This is a genomic window from Bradyrhizobium sp. 6(2017), assembly GCF_011058295.2.
GTDB classification, from domain to species: Bacteria; Pseudomonadota; Alphaproteobacteria; order Rhizobiales; family Xanthobacteraceae; genus Bradyrhizobium; species Bradyrhizobium septentrionale.
Map to the genome: position 1 here is coordinate 3,160,273 of NZ_CP049289.2, position 21,803 is coordinate 3,182,075.

Here is a 21,803-nt window from a genome sequence, read left to right on the forward strand (position 1 = left end):
GTAAAACAATGGCGAGGAGCGCAGCACAGAAGCGAAACGGGAAGGCGGCGAAGCCGGGTTACGTGCTGGACGAGCAGATCGGCTTCATCCTGCGCCAGGTGTCGCAGCGCCACGCCATGATCTTCGCCCGCGAGATCGGCATCAACCTGACGCCGACGCAGTGGGCGGCGCTGTCGAAGCTGTCGGAGGTCGGCGCGTGCTCGCAGAACCAATTGGGGCGGCTGACCTCGATGGACGTTGCGACCATCAAGGGCGTGATCGACCGCCTGACGGCGCGCGGCCTGACCGAAACCTCGCCCGATCCCGACGACGGCCGCCGGCTGATGGTCAGTTTGACGCGCGCGGGCCAGCAGATGGCCGACAAGGCCGCGCCGAACGCGTTTACGATCTCCAAGGAGACATTGGCGCCGCTCGACGCCAAGGAGCGCGAGACGCTGATGGCGCTGCTCGGCAAGTTGCGGTGATCTATCTATCACCGTCACCCCCGCGCAAAGGCTTCGCCTTTGTCGCTGCAGGAGCCGCGCGGAAGGCGGCGTCTCGAAAGGGCGACGGCCCGGCTGTCTGCCATGGGCCGTGCATCCTTCGAGGCTCGCCCCGCGGCGCAAGTGCGCCGCAAGGCTCGTACCTCCAGCGACAACGGCAGAGCCGTTGCGCGGGGATGACGGGTCATCTATCGCGCCTACGTCGCCACGACCTCCGCCACCTTGCTTGCTGACTGGCGCATCACGCGCGAATTATGTCGCAACACCGAGCGCCAGCGCGACCGCGCCGACCAGCACGAGGCTGAGGGCCCAAACCGTGTCCAGATTGAACCAGCTCCGCGCCACGAATTTGAGACCCAGATAGCGGTAGACCAGCCACGCCAGACATCCGCCGGCGGCGATCATCGCGCCGGCATGGACGAGGGAGACCAGCACGGCCATCGTGAGGCTGGTGTCGATCAGGCTGTTGGCGGCGGCGTGGCCTTGGTCCGGCGCAGCCCCGCGGCATAGCCCCAGATAGATCGGTACCAGCATCAGCGCCGCGCCGTGGGCGATCGCCACCGCAAACGACCATAGGGCGAGTTGCGTCGGCGGGATCCGCGCCAGGGCTCGCGGATGGCGCCGGTCGATCAGCCGATAGAGGCCGAAGGCGATCACAAGCAGGCTGGCGCCGATCCGGAGCGTGCGCTGCCATTCGACAAGAGCGACGAGCAATGCAAAGGGCAGGATCACGAGCAGCATCGCCAGCAGGTGACCGATTGCGAGCGGGCCAAGCGCGGCGAGCAGCGCGCGCGAACTCCTTTGCATCAAACCCGCTGAAACCGCGAGCGGCCAGCCCATGCCCGGGTTGATCCCGTGGTAGAGGCCGCTCGCGATGACCGCCAGCCAAAGCCAGGCCGGTGTCCAGTGGGCTGCACTCACATTCAGGCCGACGGATAGCAGAACGAATCCGTCGAGCAGTCGCCGCCGTCGAGCCGGATCTGGTGGGCGCGGTAGCCGTCGGGGAAGGTGACCCAGTAGTTCTTTGCCAGTTCAAGGCCGCCGCCTGGGCTCGCATTCGCCATCACCTGGGCGCCGGGAATGCCTTGCGGATAGAACTGGTCGTCCCAGGTCGAGTAGAGCGAATTGGTCCAGTAGACCCGTTTGCCGTCGCGGCTGATCTCGACCATTTGCGGACCGCCGGCAAATGGCTGGCCGTTGGGGTGAGGAGTGCGGCTGACGATACCGCCGATGCGGACCGATCCGGCAAGCTTCGGCTTGCGCGGATTGCTGACATCGTATTGGCGCATCTCGCCGGTGGCCCAGCAGGCGACGTAAAGGAACTTGTCGTCCATCGACAGATCGATGTCGGTCACCAGCGGCGGTACGGCGCCGAAGCCTTGCAGCAGCGGCGGCAGCTGCTCCTTCGGCGCGGGCTCGGGCGGTATCGTCACCGTCTTCTCGATGTGAAACTTGCCGCCCTCCCGCCACCAGGTCCAGATCGACCCCTCGAGGTTGGTGGTATCGACCACGACGCCGACGAAGCCGTATTCTCGAACCGGATCGTGTGCAGGACGCACCTCCAGCGCCATCTGATGATTGGCGCCGAGATCGATGGTCTGGACATTGCGCCGCGCGCGCAGATCCCAGAAGTGGAGGCGATGGCCGTATTTGTTCGAGAGCAAATCCTCCGGCACGATCCCGTTCTCGAATTGCGGCGGCAGCGCCCATTCGCTGCTCACCATGTAGTCGCGCGGCAGGTTCCACCAGAAGTCATAGTGCTTGGTCTGGGGACCGCGATCGATCTCCCAGCGTCCGAGCACCTCGAAGGTCTCGCAGTCCATGATGAAGACGCCGGGCGGCCCATCGGTGCCGTCCTTGCCGCCGCCGCCGAGCGTGGAGACGTAGATGCCGTCCGGTCCGCAGTGGATGGTATGCGGCCGCGAATAGCCGGTCTTCCTGAACACCTCCTCGGGCTCGATGATCTTGTGGATCTTGGCCTGCGTCGGATCCGGCTTGGTGTCGATGATGTATATCCGCGACGACCGCATGCCGGGGACGATGAGATAGCGGCGCTCGATGAAGGCATGTCCTGCAAGCGGGGACAATGCCGAGGAACAGGCGTTCCAGCCGAAATGGTGAAACTCGTCGCCCTTGTTGGGCATCGTCACGGTGTGGACGATCTTGCTGTAGGTCGGCGAGCCCGGCTTGACGTCGATGACGGCGAGCGCGTCGGGCTTTGAAAAGTCCGGGCTGAGCAGCACGGTGTAGGCGAAGTTCTCTGCCGGAGCTTCCATCGCAAGCTTCGGCGAGGCGTGAAACGTGGGATCTGGCCTCATCGTCATCGTGCTGCCTCCTGTTTGTCTGGTGTGGACCAACACGGCGCGGCGGCATGCGGCAGGAACTAATCCGGATCGTCGCGTGTCTCTTGTGAGTGCCGCCGGCTAGGTCGCGTGGCTGCACGATACACCCCAATGGTGACAGGTGAAAGCAACGTCCCGGTGCGGTAAGATGGCACATAATGCACGGGTCACGTCATTCCGGGCGCGACGAAGTCGCGAACCCGGAATCCGGAAATTGTCGGGAGGAAATTCCGGGTCGGATTACTTCGCCACGATCTCCGGCACCTTGCCGGCGGGCGGCGTGTTGCGGCTGCGCTGGGTGCGGACGATGCCGTCGATGATGGTCATGCCGATGCCCGGGAGATCGCCGAGCTGAACGCTGTGCAAAAGGTTCTTGCCGGGCGAGTGCTGCGCCATGTCCATGATGACAAAATCGGCGGAGCGGCCGACCTCGACCAGGCCGCAATCGAGCTCGCGCATCCGCGCGGTGTTGCCGGTGGCGAGGCAGAACGCCAGTTCGGCGGGCAGCTCCCCAAGCGAGGACAACAGCGAGACCATCCGCAAGATGCCGAGCGGCTGCACGCCGGAGCCGGCCGGCGCGTCGGTGCCGAGGATGACGCGATGCAAATCGCCCATCTCGCGCGCGGTGCGCAGCGTGAACAGCGCCGAGCGCTCATTGCCGTTATGCACCAGCTCGAGTCCGCGCTTGCAGCCCTCGCAGATGCAGCGGATCTGGTCGTCGGGCAGTGCGGTATGGCCGCCATTGATGTGACCGACCACGTCGGTGTCGGCTTCCAGCACCACGTCCTTGTCGATCAGGCCGGAGCCCGGGATCGAGGGCCCGCCGGTGTGGATCGTGCTCTGGATGCCGTATTTGCGCGCCCAGCCGACCATCTTCCGCGCCGTCGGGCCGTCCTTGACGCCGCCGAGCCCGACCTCGCCGAGCAGCTTGACGCCGGCGGCGGCCAATTCCCTGAAATCGTCCTCCACCATCTCGCATTCGATCACCGGCGCGCCGGCATGCACCTTCACGCCGCCCGGACGCAGCGTCCAGAACGCGCGCTGCGCGAAGATCGCCATCGCCTTCAGTCCGACCACGTCGCGCGGCCGCCCGGGCATGTGCACCTCGCCGGCGGAGATCATGGTGGTGACGCCGCCATGCAGATAGCTGTCGATCCAGTTGGTCTGGTTCTGCCGCGGCGTCCAGTCGCCGGCGACGGGATGGACATGGCTGTCGATCAGGCCGGGCGCGACCGTCGTGCCATTGGCGTCGACGATGGTGGTGGCGCCTTCGGTATCGACGTCCTTGAGACGGCCGATCGCGGTGATCTTGCCGTTCTCCGCGACGATGGTATCGGCGTCCAGAATCGGCCTTTCCAAGGCTCCCGACAGCAATAGCCCGATATTGCGGACCACCAGCTTGCTGGGGCCGGTGGTCTGGGGCGCGTCGTGAGCCATGGGTGTTTTCCTTCTGTTTCTGCCGAAAATTGCCCGGGAATTTGAGCCCGGCTTGACTTTCGGATCAAGCCGGATTATTCGTTTGTATACGAACGATCGTATACAAACGATCCGGCCGGTCAACGGGGTTCAAGTTCTCGCCCCGCCGCAGCACAGATCAGGGATTGGTGCGATGAGCAATTTCAACCAGGAAAGCGTCCTCAGCGTTCATCACTGGACCGACACGCTGTTCTCCTTCACCACCACCCGCAACCCGTCGTTCCGCTTCCGCAACGGCGAGTTCACCATGATCGGCCTCAAGGTCGGCGAGAAGCCTCTGCTGCGGGCCTACAGCGTCGCCAGCGCGAATTACGAGGACACGCTGGAGTTCTTCTCGATCAAGGTTCCGGACGGCCCGCTGACCTCGCGTCTCCAGCATCTCAAGGAAGGCGACGAGATCATCGTCAGCCGCAAGGCCACCGGCACGCTTGTGATCGACAACCTCGAGGACGGCCGCAACCTCTACCTGGTCGGCACCGGCACCGGCCTTGCTCCGTTCCTCAGCGTGATCAAGGATCCCGAGACCTATGACCGCTTCGAGAAGGTCGTGCTGCTGCACGGCTGCCGCCGCGTCAAGGAGCTCGCCTATGGCGAGATGATCACCGAGCGGCTGCCGCAGGACGAATTGATCGGCGAATTGGTGCGCGACCAGCTGATCTACTACCCGACCGTGACGCGCGATCCTTTCCGCAACCGCGGCCGCATCACCGACCTCATCACCTCGGGCAAGCTGTTCGCCGACATCGGCCTGCCAGCGCTCGATCCCGCGCATGACCGCGTCATGATCTGCGGCTCGCCGGCGCTGGTCGCCGACACCCGCACGCTGCTGAATGGCCGCGGCTTCGTCGAGGGCAATCACGGCGAGCCCGCGCAGTTCGTGGTCGAGAAAGCGTTCGCCGAGCGCTGATCTTCGCACTGATCTCCAGCCCCGTCATTGCGAAGAGTTCGCGACAAAATTGCAATGCAATTTTGCGCTGAAGCGACGAAGCAATCCATCTTCCGGTACAGCCGGAAGCAATGGATTGCTTCGCTCCGCTTGACAAAGCTGATGCGGCTTACGGCCGGATCGCCGGCGTCTCGATCGGCATGCCGCGCGCCCGCGACATCAGGTAGAGCTCGAGCTCGACGAGCTCCGGCGAACCATAGTCGTAGGCCTGCGCGCGGATGCCGGTGATGCAGGCGCGCAGCCGCCGCTGCAGCGATCCGAGCGATTGCCATTCCAGCCGATAGAGCGGATAGCCGGTCGGCTGCGCCTGCGTGATCGCGCTGCCCGCGAGCTTCATGTCCCAATTATCGTCGTGGCAGTTGGTGCAGCCGAGATTGAGCTGGCCCTGCCGCTGCATGAACAGCGCGCGGCCCTTCTCGGTAAACGGCGCGAGCTCCGGATCGTCGCCGGCCGCGATCGGCACGCCACGAGACTGCTGCGCGACATAGGCTGATAGCGCCAGCAGTTCGCGGCTTTCATAGGCGAATGGCGACGCCTGCTGGTGGTTGGCGCGGCAGAGGTTGATCCGCCCTTCGAGGTCAACAGGCTTTCCCAGTGCCTTCTCGAAGGCCGGATAGTGCGCCGCGACGCCTTTCATGCTGACGCGGGCATCGTTGTGACAGTCGGCGCAGGCCTTGTCCGCGCTGCCGGCCTTGCGCTTCCACAGCGCCTCGCCGTCGAGCACAAAGAGCATGCCGGGATTGGCAGTGTCTTCGTCCTGCATCGCCCTGGTGTCCGCGCTCATGAAGCTATAGCCGGAGCGGCGCTCGACTTGCGGGATCTCGGTGGCGAGCGCTGCGCCCGCCATCGCCGTCAGCAGCGCGATGCAGCCGGCAATCCTCATTCGACCGTGATCGAAGCCTGCGCGGTCTCCGAAAATCCTTTGTCGCCGATCCACTCGAATTCGAACTTGCCGCTCTCGGTCACCGTCGTGAAGAAGGTGATGAACGGATTGGCGGCGATCGCAGGATAAAGATCGGCGCGGAAGATCTCGGTGCCGTTGAAGCGGCAAGTGAAGCTCGTGACGATGTCGCGCGGCACCACGTCGCCCGACGCGGTGTGGCGATAGCCGGTCTCCATGATGTGCGACATCAGCGTCTTGATCTCGATGACGCTGCCGCGCCTGGCCTTGGCCGGCACGTTGATCAAAGCCGATGGCATCAGATCGCCTCCTCGGTGCAGGCGGCGAGCGTCACCACGACATCAGCGGTCGCCGACCAGAACGTGTCGTCGGAGAGCCGTGCAATGGCCGTGACCTTCTGGCTGTCGGCGAGGCGGATGCGGGCCGACACCTGAGCGCGCCCGGCGCGCGGTGTGAGATAGAAATTGCCGATGTTCGGCTGCGGGTTCTTCTCGTTGAAGATATGGATGCTCTTCACATACTCGTCTGCCGTCATCGGGCTGGTGACGCTAACCGTCACCGGCACGGTGTTACCGTTCTCGACCAGCGGCGGGATGTCGAGCTTGACCTTGCCGGTCCGCACGTTGGCTTCGCCGACGACATTGCGGATCGCGGACTGCAGCGTCGCGGGCGTGGCGTCGGCCGGCCGCACGATCACCAGCGCTGCGGCACCGCCCGTGAGGCTCAGGAATGTGCGACGTGTGGTGTGCTCCGAATTCGTCATTCCTAGGTCCTAGTTCCGTAGCGTTACCAGATAGGCCACGATGTCCTCGATCTGCTCCGCCGACAGGATCGGTTTGTCGCGCCATGAGGTGCCGACGCGCGTGAGCCCATCGACTCGATAGTAGGACGGCATGATCGTCGCCGCGTTGAGATGCGCCGCATCGACCAGCCGGAGCCGCAACTGTCCTTCCGACCAGCGGGCGCCGCTCCCAGTGAGGTTCGGCGCGAGGTCGCCCTGGAACGCCTGCTCCGGAAATGGGCCGCTGTGGCAGAGGATGCAAGTCGAGGAACGCTCGACGATCAGCGCACGGCCACGAGTCGCGTCGCCCTTTGTTGCCGTCAGCGGTTGCGGGATCGCATCGCCGACCACGGTATAGGGGCGCAGTGCTTCGGCGCCGGCAGGTGCGCAAGCCGCGAGTGCGACCGCTGCGAGCAGTGCCATGAGGGAGAGCCTAGCCAAAGGCCTCTCCCGTGATGGTCCTGAACCAGTCGAGCGCCTGATCGGCCTCGCGCTGGCGCACCTCGCGCGGCGCGTCAACCGGGCTCGTGGTCACCTCGGCTTCGGCATATTGATCTTCCTTCGGCTGATAGATGCCCTTCAGCGAGAAGGCGTAGCCCGGGGCGACCGTGTTGTAGCAGGCGCCATCGAGCCGCGGCGTCTCCGGCGCCTTGCCTGCAAGTGAATTCACGATCGCCGCCGCACAGGCGCGGCCTTGCGCGGCCGCGGCGGAGGCGGATTTCGGAATGCCGCCGGCGATCGCGGCATCACCGATGACGTGAATATTGGGCACGAGCTTCGAGGCAAAGCTGACCGGATCGATCGGGCACCAGCCGGTGTGGTCGGCGGCACCGGCGATCTCGGCGATGCGGCCGGCTCGCTGCGGCGGGATCACATTGGCGACCGCGGCGGTGTAGTTGCCGAAGTCGGTGACGATCTCGTTCGTCGCCGGATCGACCGCCGTCACCCGTCCACCCTGTGACAAGGCAATTCGTTCAATCATGCCGGGATAGAGTTCCGCCCAGGCCCTCTCGAACAGCTTTTGTTGCGAATAATTGTCCTTGGCGTCGAGCACCAGGATCTTTGAACGTGGCTTCCGGGCCTTCAGGTAATGCGCGATCAGGCTGGCGCGCTCGTAGGGCGCCGGCGGGCAGCGTAGCGGCGCGGCGGGGACGGCGATCACGACGAGGCCGCCATCGTCCATGGCTTCGAGCTGCCCGCGCAGCAGCATGGTCTGCGCGCCGGCCTTCCAGGCGTGCGGCATCTTCTCCGCCGCCGCCTCGTCATAGCCGGAGAGCGCGTCGAAGCGCATGTCGATGCCAGGGGCGAGGACAAGCCGGTCATAGAAGAGGGAGGTGCCATCAGAGAGAACGATGCTGCGCGCCTGCGCGTCGACCTTGGTGGCTGCCTGTGCGGCAACTGCGATGCCGTCGGCTGCGACCTTGCCGTAGGTGAATTGCTGCGCGGAAAGCTCGCGCAGGCCTGCGATCACCTCGTTGCTGAACGGGCAGGCGGTGAAAATCTTGTTCGGCTCGATCAGCGTGACCTGGAATTTTGCATCGAGCCGCCGCAGTGCCCGCGCGCAGGCCGCACCGCCGAAGCCGCCGCCGATCACCGCGATCCGCGGCGCGCCCTGCGCCAATGACGGACGCGCCAATGCGGCCGCTGCTGCGATGGCAGCGGCGCCACGGACGACATCCCTGCGCGTCTGAAGACGCGAGACGGCCATGCACGATAATCCTGAGGAGGGGGCGGCGGCCGCTCGGGCCGCCGCTTCTGGTTTGATCAGGCGAAGCTGATGTTCTGGTTGCGCAGCGGGAAGCTGCGGATGCGTCTTCCCGTCGCCGCGAAATAGGCGTTGAGCACCGCCGGCGCCGCGACGCCGATGGTCGGTTCGCCCACGCCGCCCCAGAACCCGCCGCTCGGCACCATCACCGATTCCACCTTCGGCATTTCGTTGATGCGCATCGAGTTGTAGGTGTCGAAGTTGGTCTGCTCGATGCGGCCGTCCTTCACGGTGCAGCCGCCGTAGAAGAGCGCGCTGAGGCCGTAGACGAACGAGCCCGCGATCTGCCGTTCCACCTGCGCCGGATTGACGACATAGCCGGGATCGGTGGAGGCGACGATGCGGTGCACCTTGATCTTGCTGCCGTCGGTCACCGAGATCTCGGCGGCGCCGGCAACATAGCTGCCATAGCCCATCACCTGCGCGATGCCGCGATAGACGCCCTGCGGCGCCGGCGTGCTCCAGCCGATCTTCTCGGCCACGGCGTTGAGCACCGCGAGATGCTTGGGGTTCTTGCCCATCAGCTTGCGGCGGAATTCGAGCGGGTCCTGGCCGGCAGCCAGCGCCAGCTCGTCCATGAAGCATTCCATGTAGATCGCGTTGTGATTGACGTTGACGCCGCGCCAGAAGCCCGGCGGGACGTGCGGGTTGCGCATCGAATGCTCGACCAGCAGATTCGGCACCGAATAGCCGATCGCGGCCTCGCCGGCTTGTGCGACGCCCTGGAACGCGGCGGGGTCCATGCCGTTCTGCAGCGCTTCCGGGCGCACCGAGAACAGGATGGATTGGCCGGACAGCCGGTAGTGCAACGCGACCAGGTTGTTGTCGGCATCGAACGCGCCGGTCAGCTTGCACTGCGTGATCGGGTGATACTTGCCGTGCTGCATGTCCTCTTCGCGCGACCACAACAGCTTGATCGGCGTGCCTGGCATCTGCTTGGCGATCGCGACCGCCTGCCGCACATAGTCGGTCATGCCGCGCCGGCCGAAACCGCCGCCGAGCATCAGCTTGTGCACGTCGACCTTGTCCGCCGGCAGGCCCGAGGCCTCGAGCGCTGCGGCGAACGCCGCCTCGCCATTCTGGGTGCCGCACCACACCTCGCATCTATCAGGTGTGTAGAGCACGGTGGCGTTCATCGGCTCCATCGTGGCGTGGTTCTGGTAGGGGTAGCTGTAGACCGCCTCGACCTTCTTGGCTGCGGTGGCGATGGCCGCCTTTGCGTCGCCGTTCTGGTTGCCGACATAGGCCGGCTGCGCATTGTCGAGACCCTCGGCGAGCCAGTTCGCAATCGTCTCGCTGGAGACTTTTGCGTTGGGGCCTTCGTCCCAGACGACCGGCAGCGCATCCAGTGCGGTCTTGGCGTGCCACCAGGTGTCGGCGACGACGGCAACGGCGCTGTCGCCGACCGGCACCACCTTCTTGACGCCCTTCATGCCGGCGATCTTGGCTTCGTCAAAACTCTTCACCTTGCCGCCGAACACCCGGCAGTCCTTGATCGCGGCGTTCAGCATGCCCGGCAGCTTGACGTCGATGCCGTAGGTCATCTTGCCGGTGGTCTTGTCGACGGTGTCGAGCCGCTTCAGGCCCTTGCCGGCGATGGTCCAGTCCTTCGGGTCCTTCAGCTTGACGTCGGCCGGCGGCTCGAGCTTGGCCGCCGCCTCCGCGACCTTGCCGTAGGTCGTGGTCTTGCCCGACGGCGTGTGGGTGATGACGCTCTTCGCGGCCTTGCATTCGGAAGCAGGCACCTTCCACTCATTGGCCGCCGCCTGGATCAGCATCACGCGTGCGATGGCGCCGCCCTTGCGGACATAGTCCTGCGAGGTGCGGATGCCACGGCTGCCGCCGGTCGAGAAATCGCCCCAGGCGCGCTTGCGGGCGACGCTCTGGCCGGGCGTCGGATATTCGGTGGTGACCTTCGACCAGTCGCACTCCAATTCCTCGGCGACGAGCTGGGCGAGGCCGGTGAGGGTGCCCTGTCCCATCTCGGAGCGGGCGATGCGGATCACCACGGTGTCGTCGGGCCGGATCACGACCCAAGCGTTGACTTCCGGTGCACCGTCGGCCGCGCGCACCACGGAGGGGCCGCCGAACGGAAGATCGAGGCCGAGCGCGAGACCGGCGCCGGCGGTTGCCGTGCTGATCACGAAGGCGCGGCGATTGAGCCTTGAAGAGAGCTTTGGCATGACGTGCTGATTCATTGCTGCTTCCTCATGCGTTCGCGGCAGCATGAATCGCCTCGCGCACCTGCTGGAAGGTGCCGCAGCGGCAGATATTGGTGATGGCGTCGTTGATGTCGTCGTCGGTCGGCTTCGGGTTCTCCTTCAGCAGCGCCGCCACGGCCATGATCATGCCGCTCTGGCAATAGCCGCATTGCGGCACGTCGTCGGCGATCCAGGCGAGCTGAACCTTGTGCATCACGCCGCCCGCCGCGAGGCCCTCGATGGTGGTGATGTCCTTGCCGGCGGCTTCGCTCACCGTGACGCCGCAGGAGCGCATCGCGACGCCGTCGATGTGAACGGTGCAGGCGCCGCACTGTGCAATGCCGCAGCCGTATTTGGTCCCGGTCAGTCCGACATTCTCGCGAATCGCCCACAGCAGTGGCGTGTCGTCCTCGACGTCTACGTTGATTGTTTTGCCGTTTATTTTGAGATTTGCCATCGCTTTTCCCTGAATAGTCCAATCCACCGATTGGACTGCGGCGCGATGGTGGCCTTGAAACTGGAACGGTTCAAATCAAGAAAATGCGCTCGCAACGCGGAAGAAAGTTGATGACGTGGTGTTTGGTCGCGCGCCCCGCGCGCGCAACATGGCTGTCATGTCTTTTGCGGTGAGGCGACTACCAAACGCAGGAAACTCATGACACTGCCGAGCGCGGCAAATCCGGCACCGAGTGCCAGCGCGACGGTGGCGCCCTCGCGGTCGGCCAGTGCGAAGCAGAGTGCGGCGAGTGCGGCGCCGGTGGTCTGCCCGGTCAGCCGCGCGGTCGCGACAATGCCGCTGGCGCTGCCGCTGCGATGTGACGGGGCGCTCGACATGATCGCCTTCATGTTCGGGGTCTGGAAGAAACCGAAGCCGATGCCGCAGATCATCGTGCGCCAGACGATGTTGGCGACGCTGGGCTCTCCCGGCAGGGTCGCGAGCAGCACCATGCCAAGCCCGAGCAGCAGCATGCCGATGCCGCCGAGGATGCCGGCCGGATAGCGGTCGGACAGCCGGCCGCCGATCGGCGCCATGAAGGCAACCACCAGCGGCCACGGCGTCATGAAAAAGCCGGTCTCGACCTGCGAGCGGTGCAGTATGTCCTCGAAGTAGAACGGCAGCGAGACGAAGGCGAGGCCCTGCACAGCAAACGAGCAGACGGCGGTCGCGGCCGACAGCGCGAAGATCGGCCGGCGAAACAGGTCGATCGGCAGCATCGGCGCCGGATGATCGGCATGCCGCCGGGTCAGGATCCAGCCGAACAGGATCGCGCCGACAAGCTCGGCGATGACAAGCGCAGGCGCCGTCTTGTGGGCGGCGCTGCCGATGCCGATGATGAAGAGGCCGAGGCAGGCGCAGGCCAGCGCGGCGCCGGCGAAGTCGAAGGCGTGGGTGGCGCGCGGTGTCTTGGGCAGCGTCTTCATGCCGATCAGCAAGGCTGTGATGCCGAAGGGAATGTTGACGGCGAACAGCCAGGGCCATGGACCGACAGCGAGGATTCCCGACGCGATCGTTGGTCCCAACGTAAACGCGGTCGCGACGACGAGCGCATTGTGGCCGAAGCCGCGGCCGAGCATCCGGCTCGGATAAACGAAGCGCACCAGCGCGGTGTTGACGCTCATCAGGCCGCTGGCGCCGAGCCCCTGCAAGGTGCGCGCGACCAACAGGCTCGGCAGCGACCACGCCAGAGCGCAGCCGAGGGATGCCAACGTGAACAGCAGGAGGCCGCCGAGATAGATGCGCTGATGGCCGACAATTTCGCCGAGCGCGCCGAGCGGCAGCAGCGTCGCGACCAGGGCGATCTGATAGACGTTGACGACCCATACCACCTCGGCGGGGCTGACATGCAGATCGTTGGCGATCGCGGGCAGCGCGATGTTGGCGATCGCGGTATCGAGTGAGGCCATCGCCAGCGCCGTGAAGATCGCCGCCACCGCCCAGCGTCGGGTTTCCCACGGCAATCCATCGGTGATAGGCGCCGCAGCCGCGCCGGTGGTGGGGGTCTTTTCGAGCATGCCTGACAATGTCTCCGGGGCGCCATGTACTACGCCGGCACCCCGTTCCCCAGCCGCGCCGCTGCATGATGCGTATGCGAAGCGGCCGGGCGCGGTCAGTGGTCCCGGTGCGGCCCGAACAGATAACCCTCGATCGCGCGCAGGACCCGGCGGTTCGCGGCGGCATTTGACAGGTCCTGCTGCAGGGCATGGTCGACCATGGCGCGGCTGATCACGATCAGGTCCTCGATGATTTCGTCGTCGACGGGCCTTGCGATCTCGCGACGGTGCCGGGCGAGCAGGGCGGCGACCAACTCCTTCAATTCGCTGGCCGCCGAAGAGTCTGATGACGCCGGGCGCAGGCGATCCTCCTCGGTCTCCAGGATGCGGTTGAGCCCGGCTCGCTCGGCATGCGCCTCGAGCTGAGCGCGAATGATGAGGTTGAGCGACGCGGTCAGGCTCCTGCCCTCGGACGCTGCGACCGCGTCCCGCACCTTGGCCAGCAGCGCGTCCTCGAACCGGCCGATCAAAGCCAGCGTCAGCGCGTCCTTGTTGGGAAAGTACTGGTAGACCGAGCCGACGCTGATCCCGCCGCGCTCGGCCACCGCATTGGTGTTGTAACCCTCGAGCCCGCGTTGCTCCAAAACGCGAGCCGCCGCTTCCAGAATGACCGCCACGGTTTCCCGCGAACGCTGCTGCAGCGGCTGTTTTCGGGCCTTTATGCGCCGCTTCGCCGGCATTGAGAGTCGCTCCTGAACGCGAGTTGCAGAATATGAGTAATTGCTCATATTATGAACGTGAAAGGAGAACTGATCAATGGTCACACCGCAAACGACGTCGTCCCCCGTGCTTCCCGAGCACGCGGACGATCCGCACAATTTTCACATCTTCGTCATGGTCAAGACCACGCGGCACTGGCTCGATCTGAAGACCGAGCAGCGCCTCGCCTTCCTGCACGAGGAGGTCATTCCGCTGCTCCGGCGCCGTCCCGAGCTGAGGGTGCGCTGGTTCGAGCCGGAGGCCTTCTCGACCAGGGCGACCGACGTCATGATCTGTGAAACAAGCGACCTCTCGGCCTGGGCCTGGTTCTGCGACCATTTGCGCGAGACGAGGTTTTGGGATCATTACTTCGAAGTGCTCGACATCATGCCGGCGCTCGAAGGCAATTATCTCGCCTAGAGCCGAACGCCGGCCCGGATCGTTTCGGGCCGGCGCGTCGGCAGGGTGCGGCCGAGGGCGCTCTTGCGGTGAAGTTTCTTCGCTTTTTCAGAATTATCTCTCTGATCGAGAGAGGGTGAAACGAGAAGCAAACCTCGGACAAATCATGTCGCGAGAATGCGAAGCTATGGCCCACATTGTCATCGCCCGGCTCGACCGGGCGATCCAGTACGCCGCGGCCCATCGGCTCAATCACCGACGTCTCTGGAATACTGGATCACCCGCTTTCGCGGGTGATGACACCGAACTAGCCGTTTGACAGGTGAATCAAACCGACCCGTCATCCCCGCACAAAGGCGGAGCCTTTGCGCGGGGATGACGGGACTGATAGCAGCGGCGTCCAAACATTCAATTCGTGTCCCGCGCTGCGTCACAGAATCGCGCCGAGACGACTTTCGGATAGCTTGCGTCACAGTCGCGATCGACTACGCTTGGTATGCAAGCAGGCGCGACGTCAGATCGCGCCGCAAGAGGGGACGCGCGCATTGCACGGACAGGCCGACGGGCGCAGCGATGCCATGCGAAGCGCCGGCGAGGGAACTCGGCGCCGCGCATTCACCGGCCTTTGGGTCGCAGCACTGCTGGCGATCCTCACCTTCCTGGTGATCTATCCCGTTTTCATGCTGCTGCTCGGCGCGCTCACCGACACCAATCCGGTGGTCGACGGCATCCGTCTCAGCCTGAGCCATCTGTCGATCGCCAATTTCCTCGCCGTGCTCGCCAATCCGAACGTCGCCGAAGCGCTGCTCAACACGCTGATCGCCTGCGGCGGCGGCACCGTGATCGCGGTCGCGATCGGGCTGTTGTTCTCCTGGATCGTGGTCCGCACCAACACGCCTTTCAAGGGCTTCATCGCCGCGGCCAGCATCCTGCCGCTGTTTGCGCCGCCGCTGGTCGCCGGCGTGGCCTGGGCCATCCTCGGCTCGCCAAAGACCGGGCTGATCAACACGATGTTCAAGTGGATGGGCTCCGACCTGCGCATCGATCTCTATTCGATGTGGGGCCTGGTGTTCGTGTTCGGCATCTACTACGCGCCCTATGTCTACATGTTCACCTCCTCGGCGCTGCGCAACATGGACCCGAGCCTGGAGGAGGCCGCGGAAATCTCCGGCGCCAGCGCGTTCGCCACTTTGTTCACGGTGACGTTCCCGCTGATCATGCCGGCGATCGTCTCGGGCATGCTGCTGTCGTTCATCGTGATGCTCGGCATCTACGGCATTCCCGCCGTGCTCGGCGCGCCGACCAACCTGAACGTGCTCACGACCTACATCTTCAAGCTCACCAACTGGTCGCCGCCGCTCTACAACACCGCAGCCGCCGTGGCGATCATCCTGATGGTGGTCACGGGCCTCCTGGTCTATCTCCAGCAGAAATTGCTGAGCGGACGCAGCTACACGACCGTGGCGGGCAAGGCGTTCCGGCCGCGCAGCCTCGATCTCGGGCCGTGGCGCTGGCTGACCTTCGCGCTCGGGATCGGCTATCTCCTCATCGTCGTGGTGCTGCCGTCGCTGGCGCTGATCGTCGCGGCGTTCCGCAAGTTCATGTTCATCCGCGACGCCGCGAGCCTGTTCGACATGCGGCAGTATTCGCTGGTGCATTTCGAGAGCATCTTCGACAATCCGCTGACGATGCGGTCGATCTACAACGCGGTCGAGGTCGGCGTCATCACGGCGGTGGTCGGCGGCGCGCTCGCCTTTGCGATCGGCTACACCATCCATCGCACCCGCGTCAGCGGCCGCAGCGCCATCGATCTGATCTCGACAGTGCCGGTCGCGATCCCCGGGCTCGTGGTCGGCGTCGCCTATCTCTGGGCCTGGATCGGCGTGCCCGGCGGGCTCTACGGCACGATCTGGATTCTCGCGCTGGCCTTCATCGCGCGCTTCATGCCCGACACCGTGAAGGCGCTGTCGACCTCGTTCCTGCAGATCCATCGCGAGCTCGAGGAGGCCGCCTGGGTCTGCGGCCGGGGCATGCTCGGTGCCATCAGGACGATCGTGCTGCCGCTGGCGCGGCCGGGCGTGCTGGCGTCGATGACGCTGCTGTTCGTGCTGGCGATCCGCGAGCTCGGCTCGTCGCTGTTCCTTTACACCAGCAACACCATGGTGATGTCGGTGCTGCTGCTCGACTATTACGAGGGCGGCAATATCGGAAAGACCGCGGCCTTCAGCCTGGTGCAGACGGTGCTGCTCGGTGTCCTGATCGGCGGCGCCAACTGGCTGTCGCGCGGTGCCGCACAGGGCAATGTGGCGCGGACCGGATAATAACAAGAAGAGGGAAGGATTGGCGATGGATAGACGGACCTTCACCACACTGGCCACTATACTCGCCTTGGCGGGCGTCGCGACATTCGCGCCGGCGCCGGCCGCATCGGCGCAGGAGTTCGGGTCGCCGGAATTGATCGCAGCCGCGAAGGCCGAAGGCAAGCTCGTCTTCTACACCGCGAACTTCGCCGAGATCGAGCAGCAGGTGATCAAGGCGTTCAACAAGCGCTTTCCGGAGATCAAGGTCGAGATGGTGCGCGCCCCCGGCGGCCAGCTGATCACCCGTGTGAAGACGGAGGCCGCCGCCGGCAAGCTGATCGCCGATGTCGTCGACCACTCCGACCGCGCGCTGATGCAGCCGCTGGAAGACTTGTTCCAGGACTATGCGCCGCCGAACGCGGCCGATTACGATCCGCACGCGCTGATCTCGCCAAAATATTGGCCCCGCGCCACCATCGCCTGGTCGATCGGCTACAACACCGAGCTGGTGAAGGATCCGCCGAAATCCTGGATGGATCTGACCAAGCCGCAATATGACAAGCTGATCGGGCAGGTGTTCGCGCAGTCCGGCGGCACGACGTGGACCCGGATCATGTTCGAGCGCCAGGTGCTCGGCGAGGGGTACTGGGCCAGGCAGGCCGCGACCCATCCCGTGCTTTATCCCTCCGGCGCGCCGACGGCCGATGCCCTGGTGCGTGGCGAGATCGCGATAGCTCCGCTGCTCTACAACGTGATCTATCAAAAGAAGAAGGACGGCGCGCCGATCGAGATTTTCTTTCCGCCCGAAGGCGCTCCGGTCAATCCCTATGCGAGCGGCATTCCGAAGACGGCCGCCCATCCCAACGCGGCAAAGCTGTTCCTGAACTGGTGCCTGTCGAAGGAAGGGCAGACCTTCATGATCAAGGAGCTCGGCAATCTCACTTCGTTGAAGGAGCCGCCGGCGTTTCCGGAGGGGTTCGATCCCAAGGTGGTCAAGCTCTGGTATCCGAAGTTCGACGACTATGTGAAGCTGCACGCGGCGTGGGTTGCGGAGTGGGACAAGACGTTCGGTTACCGGCAGTAAGCTGATGGTGAAGCGATGACGGCGACGCTCGAGGTCAGCGATCTCAGGAAGCAGTTTGCGATCGGCCGCCCGGCGATCGACGGCGTCAGCTTTGCCGTGCCGGCAGGCGAGATCGTGGTGCTGCTCGGGCCGTCCGGCTGCGGCAAGACCACGACGTTGCGCTGCGTCGCCGGGCTCGAGCATCCAACCGGCGGCGAGATCAGCATTTCCGGGCGGGTGGTGTCGTCGCCGGCGCGCGGCATCCTTGTGCCGCCGCGCGCGCGCAACCTCGGCATGGTGTTCCAGTCCTATGCGGTGTGGCCGCATATGACTGTGCGGCAGAACGTGATCTATCCGCTGAAGCATCGGAAGATCGGGCGTGCTGACGCCGGGCGCATGGTCGAGGAGGCGCTGGCGCTGGTCGGACTGTCCGAGTATGCCGACCGGCCGGTGGTTGCGCTGTCGGGAGGCCAGATGCAGCGCGTCGCGCTCGCGCGCAGCATGGTGTACCGACCGCAACTTCTGCTGCTCGACGAGCCGCTGTCGAACCTCGATGCGAAATTGCGCCTGCGGCTGCGCGACGACCTCCGCGTCATTCTCAAGCAGACCGGGATGACCGCGCTCTATGTCACCCATGATCAGGCCGAGGCGGTCGTGCTCGGCGACCGGATCGGCGTGATGCGCGACGGCAAGCTGTTGCAAATGGACACGCCCGACATGATCTACAACCACCCGGCCGATCTGTTCGTCGCCAATTTCACCGGCGCGACCAACGAGCTCGCGGGCACGCTGGTCGCCTGCAACGACCGCTACGGCATGGTCGATTTCGGCGACGGCAGGCAAGGGGAGGTCGCCCTATGCCAGACGCTGAAACCCGACGAGAAGGTCCGCGTCGCGCTGCGGCCCGAGAATATCGCGATCGGCCGCCCCGATGGCGCCAACACGTTCTCGGCAAAGGTGCTGGACCGTCGCTATCAGGGCACCCAGACCGCCTACGGCATCGAGCTGTTCGGCAAACGGCTGGAGGCCATCGAGCTCGGCACCGCCGCGCGCCATCAGGTCGGCGTCGAGGCACAGGTCGCGCTGCCGCGTGAATGCCTGTGGGCCTATCGCGACAACGGGCCGGCATCGCATGACTAAGGCGCCCCGGTCGGATGGAGTTAACGCATCCTGAATGCGCTGAAGTCGATTCAATTTTAGCGACCTGGACCCCGGTACTTTTACGTCCTTCCGGTATGCTGCCGGTCGTATCGGGGGAGACCATGCCGTTCGGGAGATTCAAGTCTGGCGCTGCATCGATCTCCGATGCCGTCTATCTGGAGGTTATCGGCAATCTTTACGGGACCACGGTTCCGATCCTGATTGCAGGCGGTTGCCTGGCGATTGTCGGCGCGATCTCGGTCAGCGCGACCGGGGACCGCCTCTCCGCGGCACCGACGATCGTTGGCGTTGTCGTCGCTGTCGTACGGTTGCTCGGCGTGCTTGCATTCCGGACCGAAACGCGTCGCAGGCCGCTGCTTGATCGGGCCGAGGCCGCCGTCTGGGAATGGTGTTACGCGGTCGGTAGCGTCGCCACCGCCCTGATCATCGGGTTATTGGCCGGCCGGAGCCTGTTCGTCGGCGACGCCATCTGCCTAGTGATGGCGGTCGGCATCGCCTTTGGCTTCAGCGCGGGGACCGTCGCGCGGCTGTCGTTGCGGCCGGTGGTGGCGATCCTGGATTTCGCGGCGGTGGGTCTGCCTGCGGTCGTTGCGAGCTTCATGAAAGCATCGGATGTGCCGCATATCGCGCTGGGCGTCATGTTCCTGGTCTTCATCGTCGCGGGCGTCGAGATGGTTCGCCTGTCCTACGACAATACGCTGAACCAGATGTCGCTGAAGCGGAAGTTCGAACAGCTTGCGCGTCTCGACCCCATGACCGGCCTGCTCAACCGGTCGGTGCTTGCCACCGACCTTGCCGAGATCATCGTAGAACGCGGCAGCGCGATGGTCGCGGTCCATGCCATCGACCTCGATCATTTCAAAGCCGCCAATGACCGCTTTGGTCATCCGGTCGGCGATGCCCTGCTGCGGCAGGTGGCGGCAAGATTGTCGTCGCTTGCCGGCCGATCCGATCTCGTGATCCGCATGGGCGGCGACGAATTCATTCTGCTGCAGGGGGCGCCGCAGTCCCGCGGCGATGCCGAAGCCATGGCGCAGCGGATATACGAGATGGTCAGCGCGCCCTATCGGGTCGGCGATCATGAGATCGTCATCGGGGCCAGCATCGGCATTGCCCTGTCGCCGGACCACGGCAGGACCGTCGAGGCGCTGCTGTCCCGGTCCGACGCGGCGCTGTATCGGGCGAAGGAGCGTCGCGGCGGCTACGTCTTCGCGGCCGAGCCGGCACGCGCGAATGGCGATCGCAGCCGCCAGCGCGCCGCCTGACGTCGCCGAAGGCCAGGCGCATTCGGATCATCGCGGAATGATGCAAACCAGGATCTATTGCAGCGCCATTCCCGCGGTCTTGATCACGGTCGTCAGCTTTTGCTGGTCGGCCTTCATCAGTTCGGCAAGTTCATCGAGCGACATCGGCTTGCCCGGAATGTTGGCGAGCGACAGCTGGCGCTGCACGTCGGGGTTCTGCAATGCCTTGTTGATGGCCGCATTGATCTTGGCACGCAGCGGCGCCGGCGTCGCCGCCGGCACGTAGATGCCGTACCAGGGCACGTAGGCAGCTTCCGCGAACCCGGCTTCCGCGATGGTCGGGACATCGGGCAGGTCGGGCACGCGCCTGTCGGTGAAGACCGCGAGCGGCTTGACGCTGCCGGCCTTGATGTGCGGCAGCGCAAGCTCGAGCGAGACGATCTCGAAATGCATCAGGTTCGTCATCAGGTCGATCAGGGCCTGCGGCTGGCCCTTGTAACCGACATTGGTCAGCTTGATGCCCGCCACCTGAAACAGCTTCTGTGCGCTAAGGTCGATCGATGAGCCCGTGCCGGGATTGCCGAAGTTGAACTGTCCGGGCTGCTTGCGGGCCAGTTCGACGAACTCGCCGATGGTCTTCGCCGGCATCGACGGATGCACCAGCGCTACGCTCTGATTCCAGACCGCAAGGCCGACGCACCGAAAATCCTTTGCCGCGTTCCAGCCGGCATCCTTGTAGAGGTCCGGGTTGACCAGCAGCGCCGGGCCGGTGACGATCCAGGTGTAGCCATCCGCCTCGCTGCGTGCGACCGCCGATGTGCCGATATTGCTGTTGCCGCCGGGCCGCGCCTCCACCACGACGGTCTGCTTCCAGTCGCGGCCGACCTGCTCGGTCACCGCGCGCGCGACGATGTCGACGATGCCGCCAGCAGGGTAGGGCACGATGATGTGGATCGGCCGGCTCGGATAATTGTCCTGCGCCCAAGCCGCCGTGCTGCCGGATGCCGCCGCGATCATGGCCGCAAGCAAGGCCATGGCGGTTGTGATGCCGCGCATCTCTCCCTCCCGATGTCTCCCGCATCGTTGGTGCGATGCGTCTTGTTGGGCATGATCTTATCGGAAAACCGCTTCACACTTTTCCGGATCATGCCTCTAGCTATTGGCCACCAGCGAGCGGATGCTGCGGGCGAGCCCGAGGATGCGCGGCCCGCATTCGCGCTCGATCTGCTCGGCGCTGAAGCGGAACGAGGGGATGCCGCAATTGACCGACAGGCATTCGCCGGTGGGCGTGCGATAGAGCGGCGCGGCGACGCCGAAAATCTCGCGCCGCCATTCGCCGAGCGAGACCGCGAAGCCGCGCTCGTTGCAGAGCGCGATGTCCGGCAGCGTGCGCCGTTCGACATAGTCGAGCTCTTCGGGGCGTTCGGCCTTCACGCGGGCGACATAGGCGTCAAGTTCGTCCTTGGTGAACAGCGACAGCAGCGCGCGCCCGACCGCGGTCGGCGCCAGCGAGGAGACAAAGCCGACATCAGGCACGTGCGGCACCGCGTCGGTCGTGCGCAGCGTTTCGACATAGATGAAGTCGAGCCCGAACGGCATCGCGATCGACACCGTGCCGCCGGTGTAGGCGGCGAAGTCACGCATCAGGGGGCGCGCGAGCTGGCGGACCTTCAGCGACGACAGCACCGGATAGGCCGCCGCGAGCACGCCGAGCCCGAGCACGAAGCGGCCCTTGGCGTCGCGCCTGAGATAGCCGAGCTGCTCCAGCGTGTAGGTCAGGCGCGAGACCGTCGGCCGCGACAGGCCGGTGTGCTCGGCCAGCTCGGCATTCGAGAGCGGACCTGTGTGGTTGCGGAAGGCGGCCAACACATCGAGCCCATGCGCCAGGGTGGTCGCAAAGGAGGGATCCGCTTGGGGTTCGAGCGAGGACAATGCCGCCATGCGAAATAATGGTCTTAAATGCTCTGGAATGTCAATATATCGAAATGGAT

Annotated in this window: 21 protein-coding genes; 7 read left to right on the top strand and 14 right to left on the bottom strand. The window is 65.0% G+C overall.

The window, feature by feature from the left end; all coding sequences use genetic code 11:
* Positions 1–8: 8 nt before the first annotated feature.
* Complete coding sequence (locus tag G6P99_RS14805; protein WP_029078198.1) at positions 9–464, top strand: MarR family winged helix-turn-helix transcriptional regulator; 456 nt, start codon at positions 9–11, stop codon at positions 462–464.
* 270 nt (positions 465–734) lie between these two features.
* Here the strand turns inward: G6P99_RS14805 and G6P99_RS14810 are convergent, their stop codons facing one another.
* The 3 genes from G6P99_RS14810 to G6P99_RS14820 all read right to left on the bottom strand — a co-directional run bounded on the left by G6P99_RS14810 (position 735) and on the right by G6P99_RS14820 (position 4,261).
* Complete coding sequence (locus tag G6P99_RS14810) at positions 735–1,403, bottom strand: hypothetical protein (RefSeq protein WP_029078197.1); 669 nt, start codon at positions 1,401–1,403, stop codon at positions 735–737.
* A 2-nt stretch (positions 1,404–1,405) separates the two neighbouring features.
* On the bottom strand, positions 1,406–2,806 hold the full coding sequence (locus tag G6P99_RS14815) for a selenium-binding protein SBP56-related protein (protein ID WP_165128637.1): 1,401 nt from the start codon (positions 2,804–2,806) through the stop codon (positions 1,406–1,408).
* 258 nt (positions 2,807–3,064) lie between these two features.
* On the bottom strand, positions 3,065–4,261 hold the full coding sequence (locus G6P99_RS14820) for an amidohydrolase family protein (RefSeq protein ID WP_029078195.1): 1,197 nt from the start codon (positions 4,259–4,261) through the stop codon (positions 3,065–3,067).
* A gap of 172 nt (positions 4,262–4,433) precedes the next feature.
* Between G6P99_RS14820 and G6P99_RS14825 the strand changes: the two genes are divergently transcribed.
* Entirely contained in the window at positions 4,434–5,207 is a 774-nt protein-coding gene (locus tag G6P99_RS14825) for a ferredoxin--NADP reductase (protein WP_029078194.1), read from the top strand.
* A 148-nt stretch (positions 5,208–5,355) separates the two neighbouring features.
* Here G6P99_RS14825 and soxA read toward each other — a convergent pair whose 3' ends face one another.
* From soxA to G6P99_RS14870, 9 genes are all read right to left on the bottom strand, one after another.
* A complete protein-coding gene (gene soxA / locus G6P99_RS14830) occupies positions 5,356–6,129 on the bottom strand; it encodes a sulfur oxidation c-type cytochrome SoxA (RefSeq protein WP_029078193.1) in 774 nt (257 codons plus the stop codon).
* Positions 6,126–6,446: a thiosulfate oxidation carrier complex protein SoxZ gene (gene soxZ / locus G6P99_RS14835; protein ID WP_029078192.1), complete on the bottom strand. Its 321-nt coding sequence runs from the start codon at positions 6,444–6,446 to the stop codon at positions 6,126–6,128. Before soxZ ends, soxA begins: the two co-directional genes overlap by 4 nt.
* Positions 6,446–6,910 carry a SoxY-related AACIE arm protein gene (locus G6P99_RS14840; RefSeq protein ID WP_029078191.1) on the bottom strand — a complete coding sequence of 155 codons (465 nt, stop codon included), beginning with the start codon at positions 6,908–6,910 and terminating at the stop codon, positions 6,446–6,448. Before G6P99_RS14840 ends, soxZ begins: the two co-directional genes overlap by 1 nt.
* A gap of 9 nt (positions 6,911–6,919) precedes the next feature.
* Positions 6,920–7,351 (bottom strand): sulfur oxidation c-type cytochrome SoxX, encoded by a 432-nt coding sequence (soxX, locus tag G6P99_RS14845; protein WP_035976008.1) that lies wholly within the window; start codon positions 7,349–7,351, stop codon positions 6,920–6,922.
* 10 nt (positions 7,352–7,361) lie between these two features.
* The gene (locus tag G6P99_RS14850; protein ID WP_029078189.1) at positions 7,362–8,636 is read right to left on the bottom strand and encodes an NAD(P)/FAD-dependent oxidoreductase; all 1,275 of its coding nucleotides are present in this window, start codon (positions 8,634–8,636) and stop codon (positions 7,362–7,364) included.
* A 56-nt stretch (positions 8,637–8,692) separates the two neighbouring features.
* A complete protein-coding gene (locus G6P99_RS14855) occupies positions 8,693–10,891 on the bottom strand; it encodes a xanthine dehydrogenase family protein molybdopterin-binding subunit (RefSeq protein WP_165128639.1) in 2,199 nt (732 codons plus the stop codon).
* 10 nt (positions 10,892–10,901) lie between these two features.
* Entirely contained in the window at positions 10,902–11,351 is a 450-nt protein-coding gene (locus tag G6P99_RS14860; protein ID WP_029078187.1) for a (2Fe-2S)-binding protein, read from the bottom strand.
* 155 nt (positions 11,352–11,506) lie between these two features.
* Positions 11,507–12,907, bottom strand: coding sequence for an MFS transporter (locus G6P99_RS14865; RefSeq protein ID WP_165128641.1), 1,401 nt, complete (start codon positions 12,905–12,907; stop codon positions 11,507–11,509).
* Positions 12,908–13,002: 95 nt separating this feature from the next.
* Positions 13,003–13,626 carry a TetR/AcrR family transcriptional regulator gene (locus tag G6P99_RS14870; RefSeq protein ID WP_035976004.1) on the bottom strand — a complete coding sequence of 208 codons (624 nt, stop codon included), beginning with the start codon at positions 13,624–13,626 and terminating at the stop codon, positions 13,003–13,005.
* 76 nt (positions 13,627–13,702) lie between these two features.
* Between G6P99_RS14870 and G6P99_RS14875 the strand changes: the two genes are divergently transcribed.
* From G6P99_RS14875 to G6P99_RS14895, 5 genes are all read left to right on the top strand, one after another.
* Positions 13,703–14,065, top strand: coding sequence for a darcynin family protein (locus G6P99_RS14875; protein ID WP_029078185.1), 363 nt, complete (start codon positions 13,703–13,705; stop codon positions 14,063–14,065).
* 524 nt (positions 14,066–14,589) lie between these two features.
* The gene (locus G6P99_RS14880) at positions 14,590–16,365 is read left to right on the top strand and encodes an ABC transporter permease (RefSeq protein WP_246709545.1); all 1,776 of its coding nucleotides are present in this window, start codon (positions 14,590–14,592) and stop codon (positions 16,363–16,365) included.
* Between the two features lie 25 nt (positions 16,366–16,390).
* On the top strand, positions 16,391–17,428 hold the full coding sequence (locus G6P99_RS14885; protein ID WP_245284502.1) for an ABC transporter substrate-binding protein: 1,038 nt from the start codon (positions 16,391–16,393) through the stop codon (positions 17,426–17,428).
* A gap of 15 nt (positions 17,429–17,443) precedes the next feature.
* Positions 17,444–18,547 (top strand): ABC transporter ATP-binding protein, encoded by a 1,104-nt coding sequence (locus G6P99_RS14890; RefSeq protein ID WP_029078182.1) that lies wholly within the window; start codon positions 17,444–17,446, stop codon positions 18,545–18,547.
* A gap of 122 nt (positions 18,548–18,669) precedes the next feature.
* Complete coding sequence (locus G6P99_RS14895) at positions 18,670–19,833, top strand: GGDEF domain-containing protein (RefSeq protein ID WP_165128643.1); 1,164 nt, start codon at positions 18,670–18,672, stop codon at positions 19,831–19,833.
* Positions 19,834–19,887: 54 nt separating this feature from the next.
* Here G6P99_RS14895 and G6P99_RS14900 read toward each other — a convergent pair whose 3' ends face one another.
* Positions 19,888–20,868, bottom strand: coding sequence for a Bug family tripartite tricarboxylate transporter substrate binding protein (locus tag G6P99_RS14900; RefSeq protein ID WP_051345966.1), 981 nt, complete (start codon positions 20,866–20,868; stop codon positions 19,888–19,890).
* A gap of 96 nt (positions 20,869–20,964) precedes the next feature.
* Complete coding sequence (locus G6P99_RS14905; RefSeq protein WP_029078180.1) at positions 20,965–21,753, bottom strand: IclR family transcriptional regulator; 789 nt, start codon at positions 21,751–21,753, stop codon at positions 20,965–20,967.
* Positions 21,754–21,803: the final 50 nt, after the last annotated feature.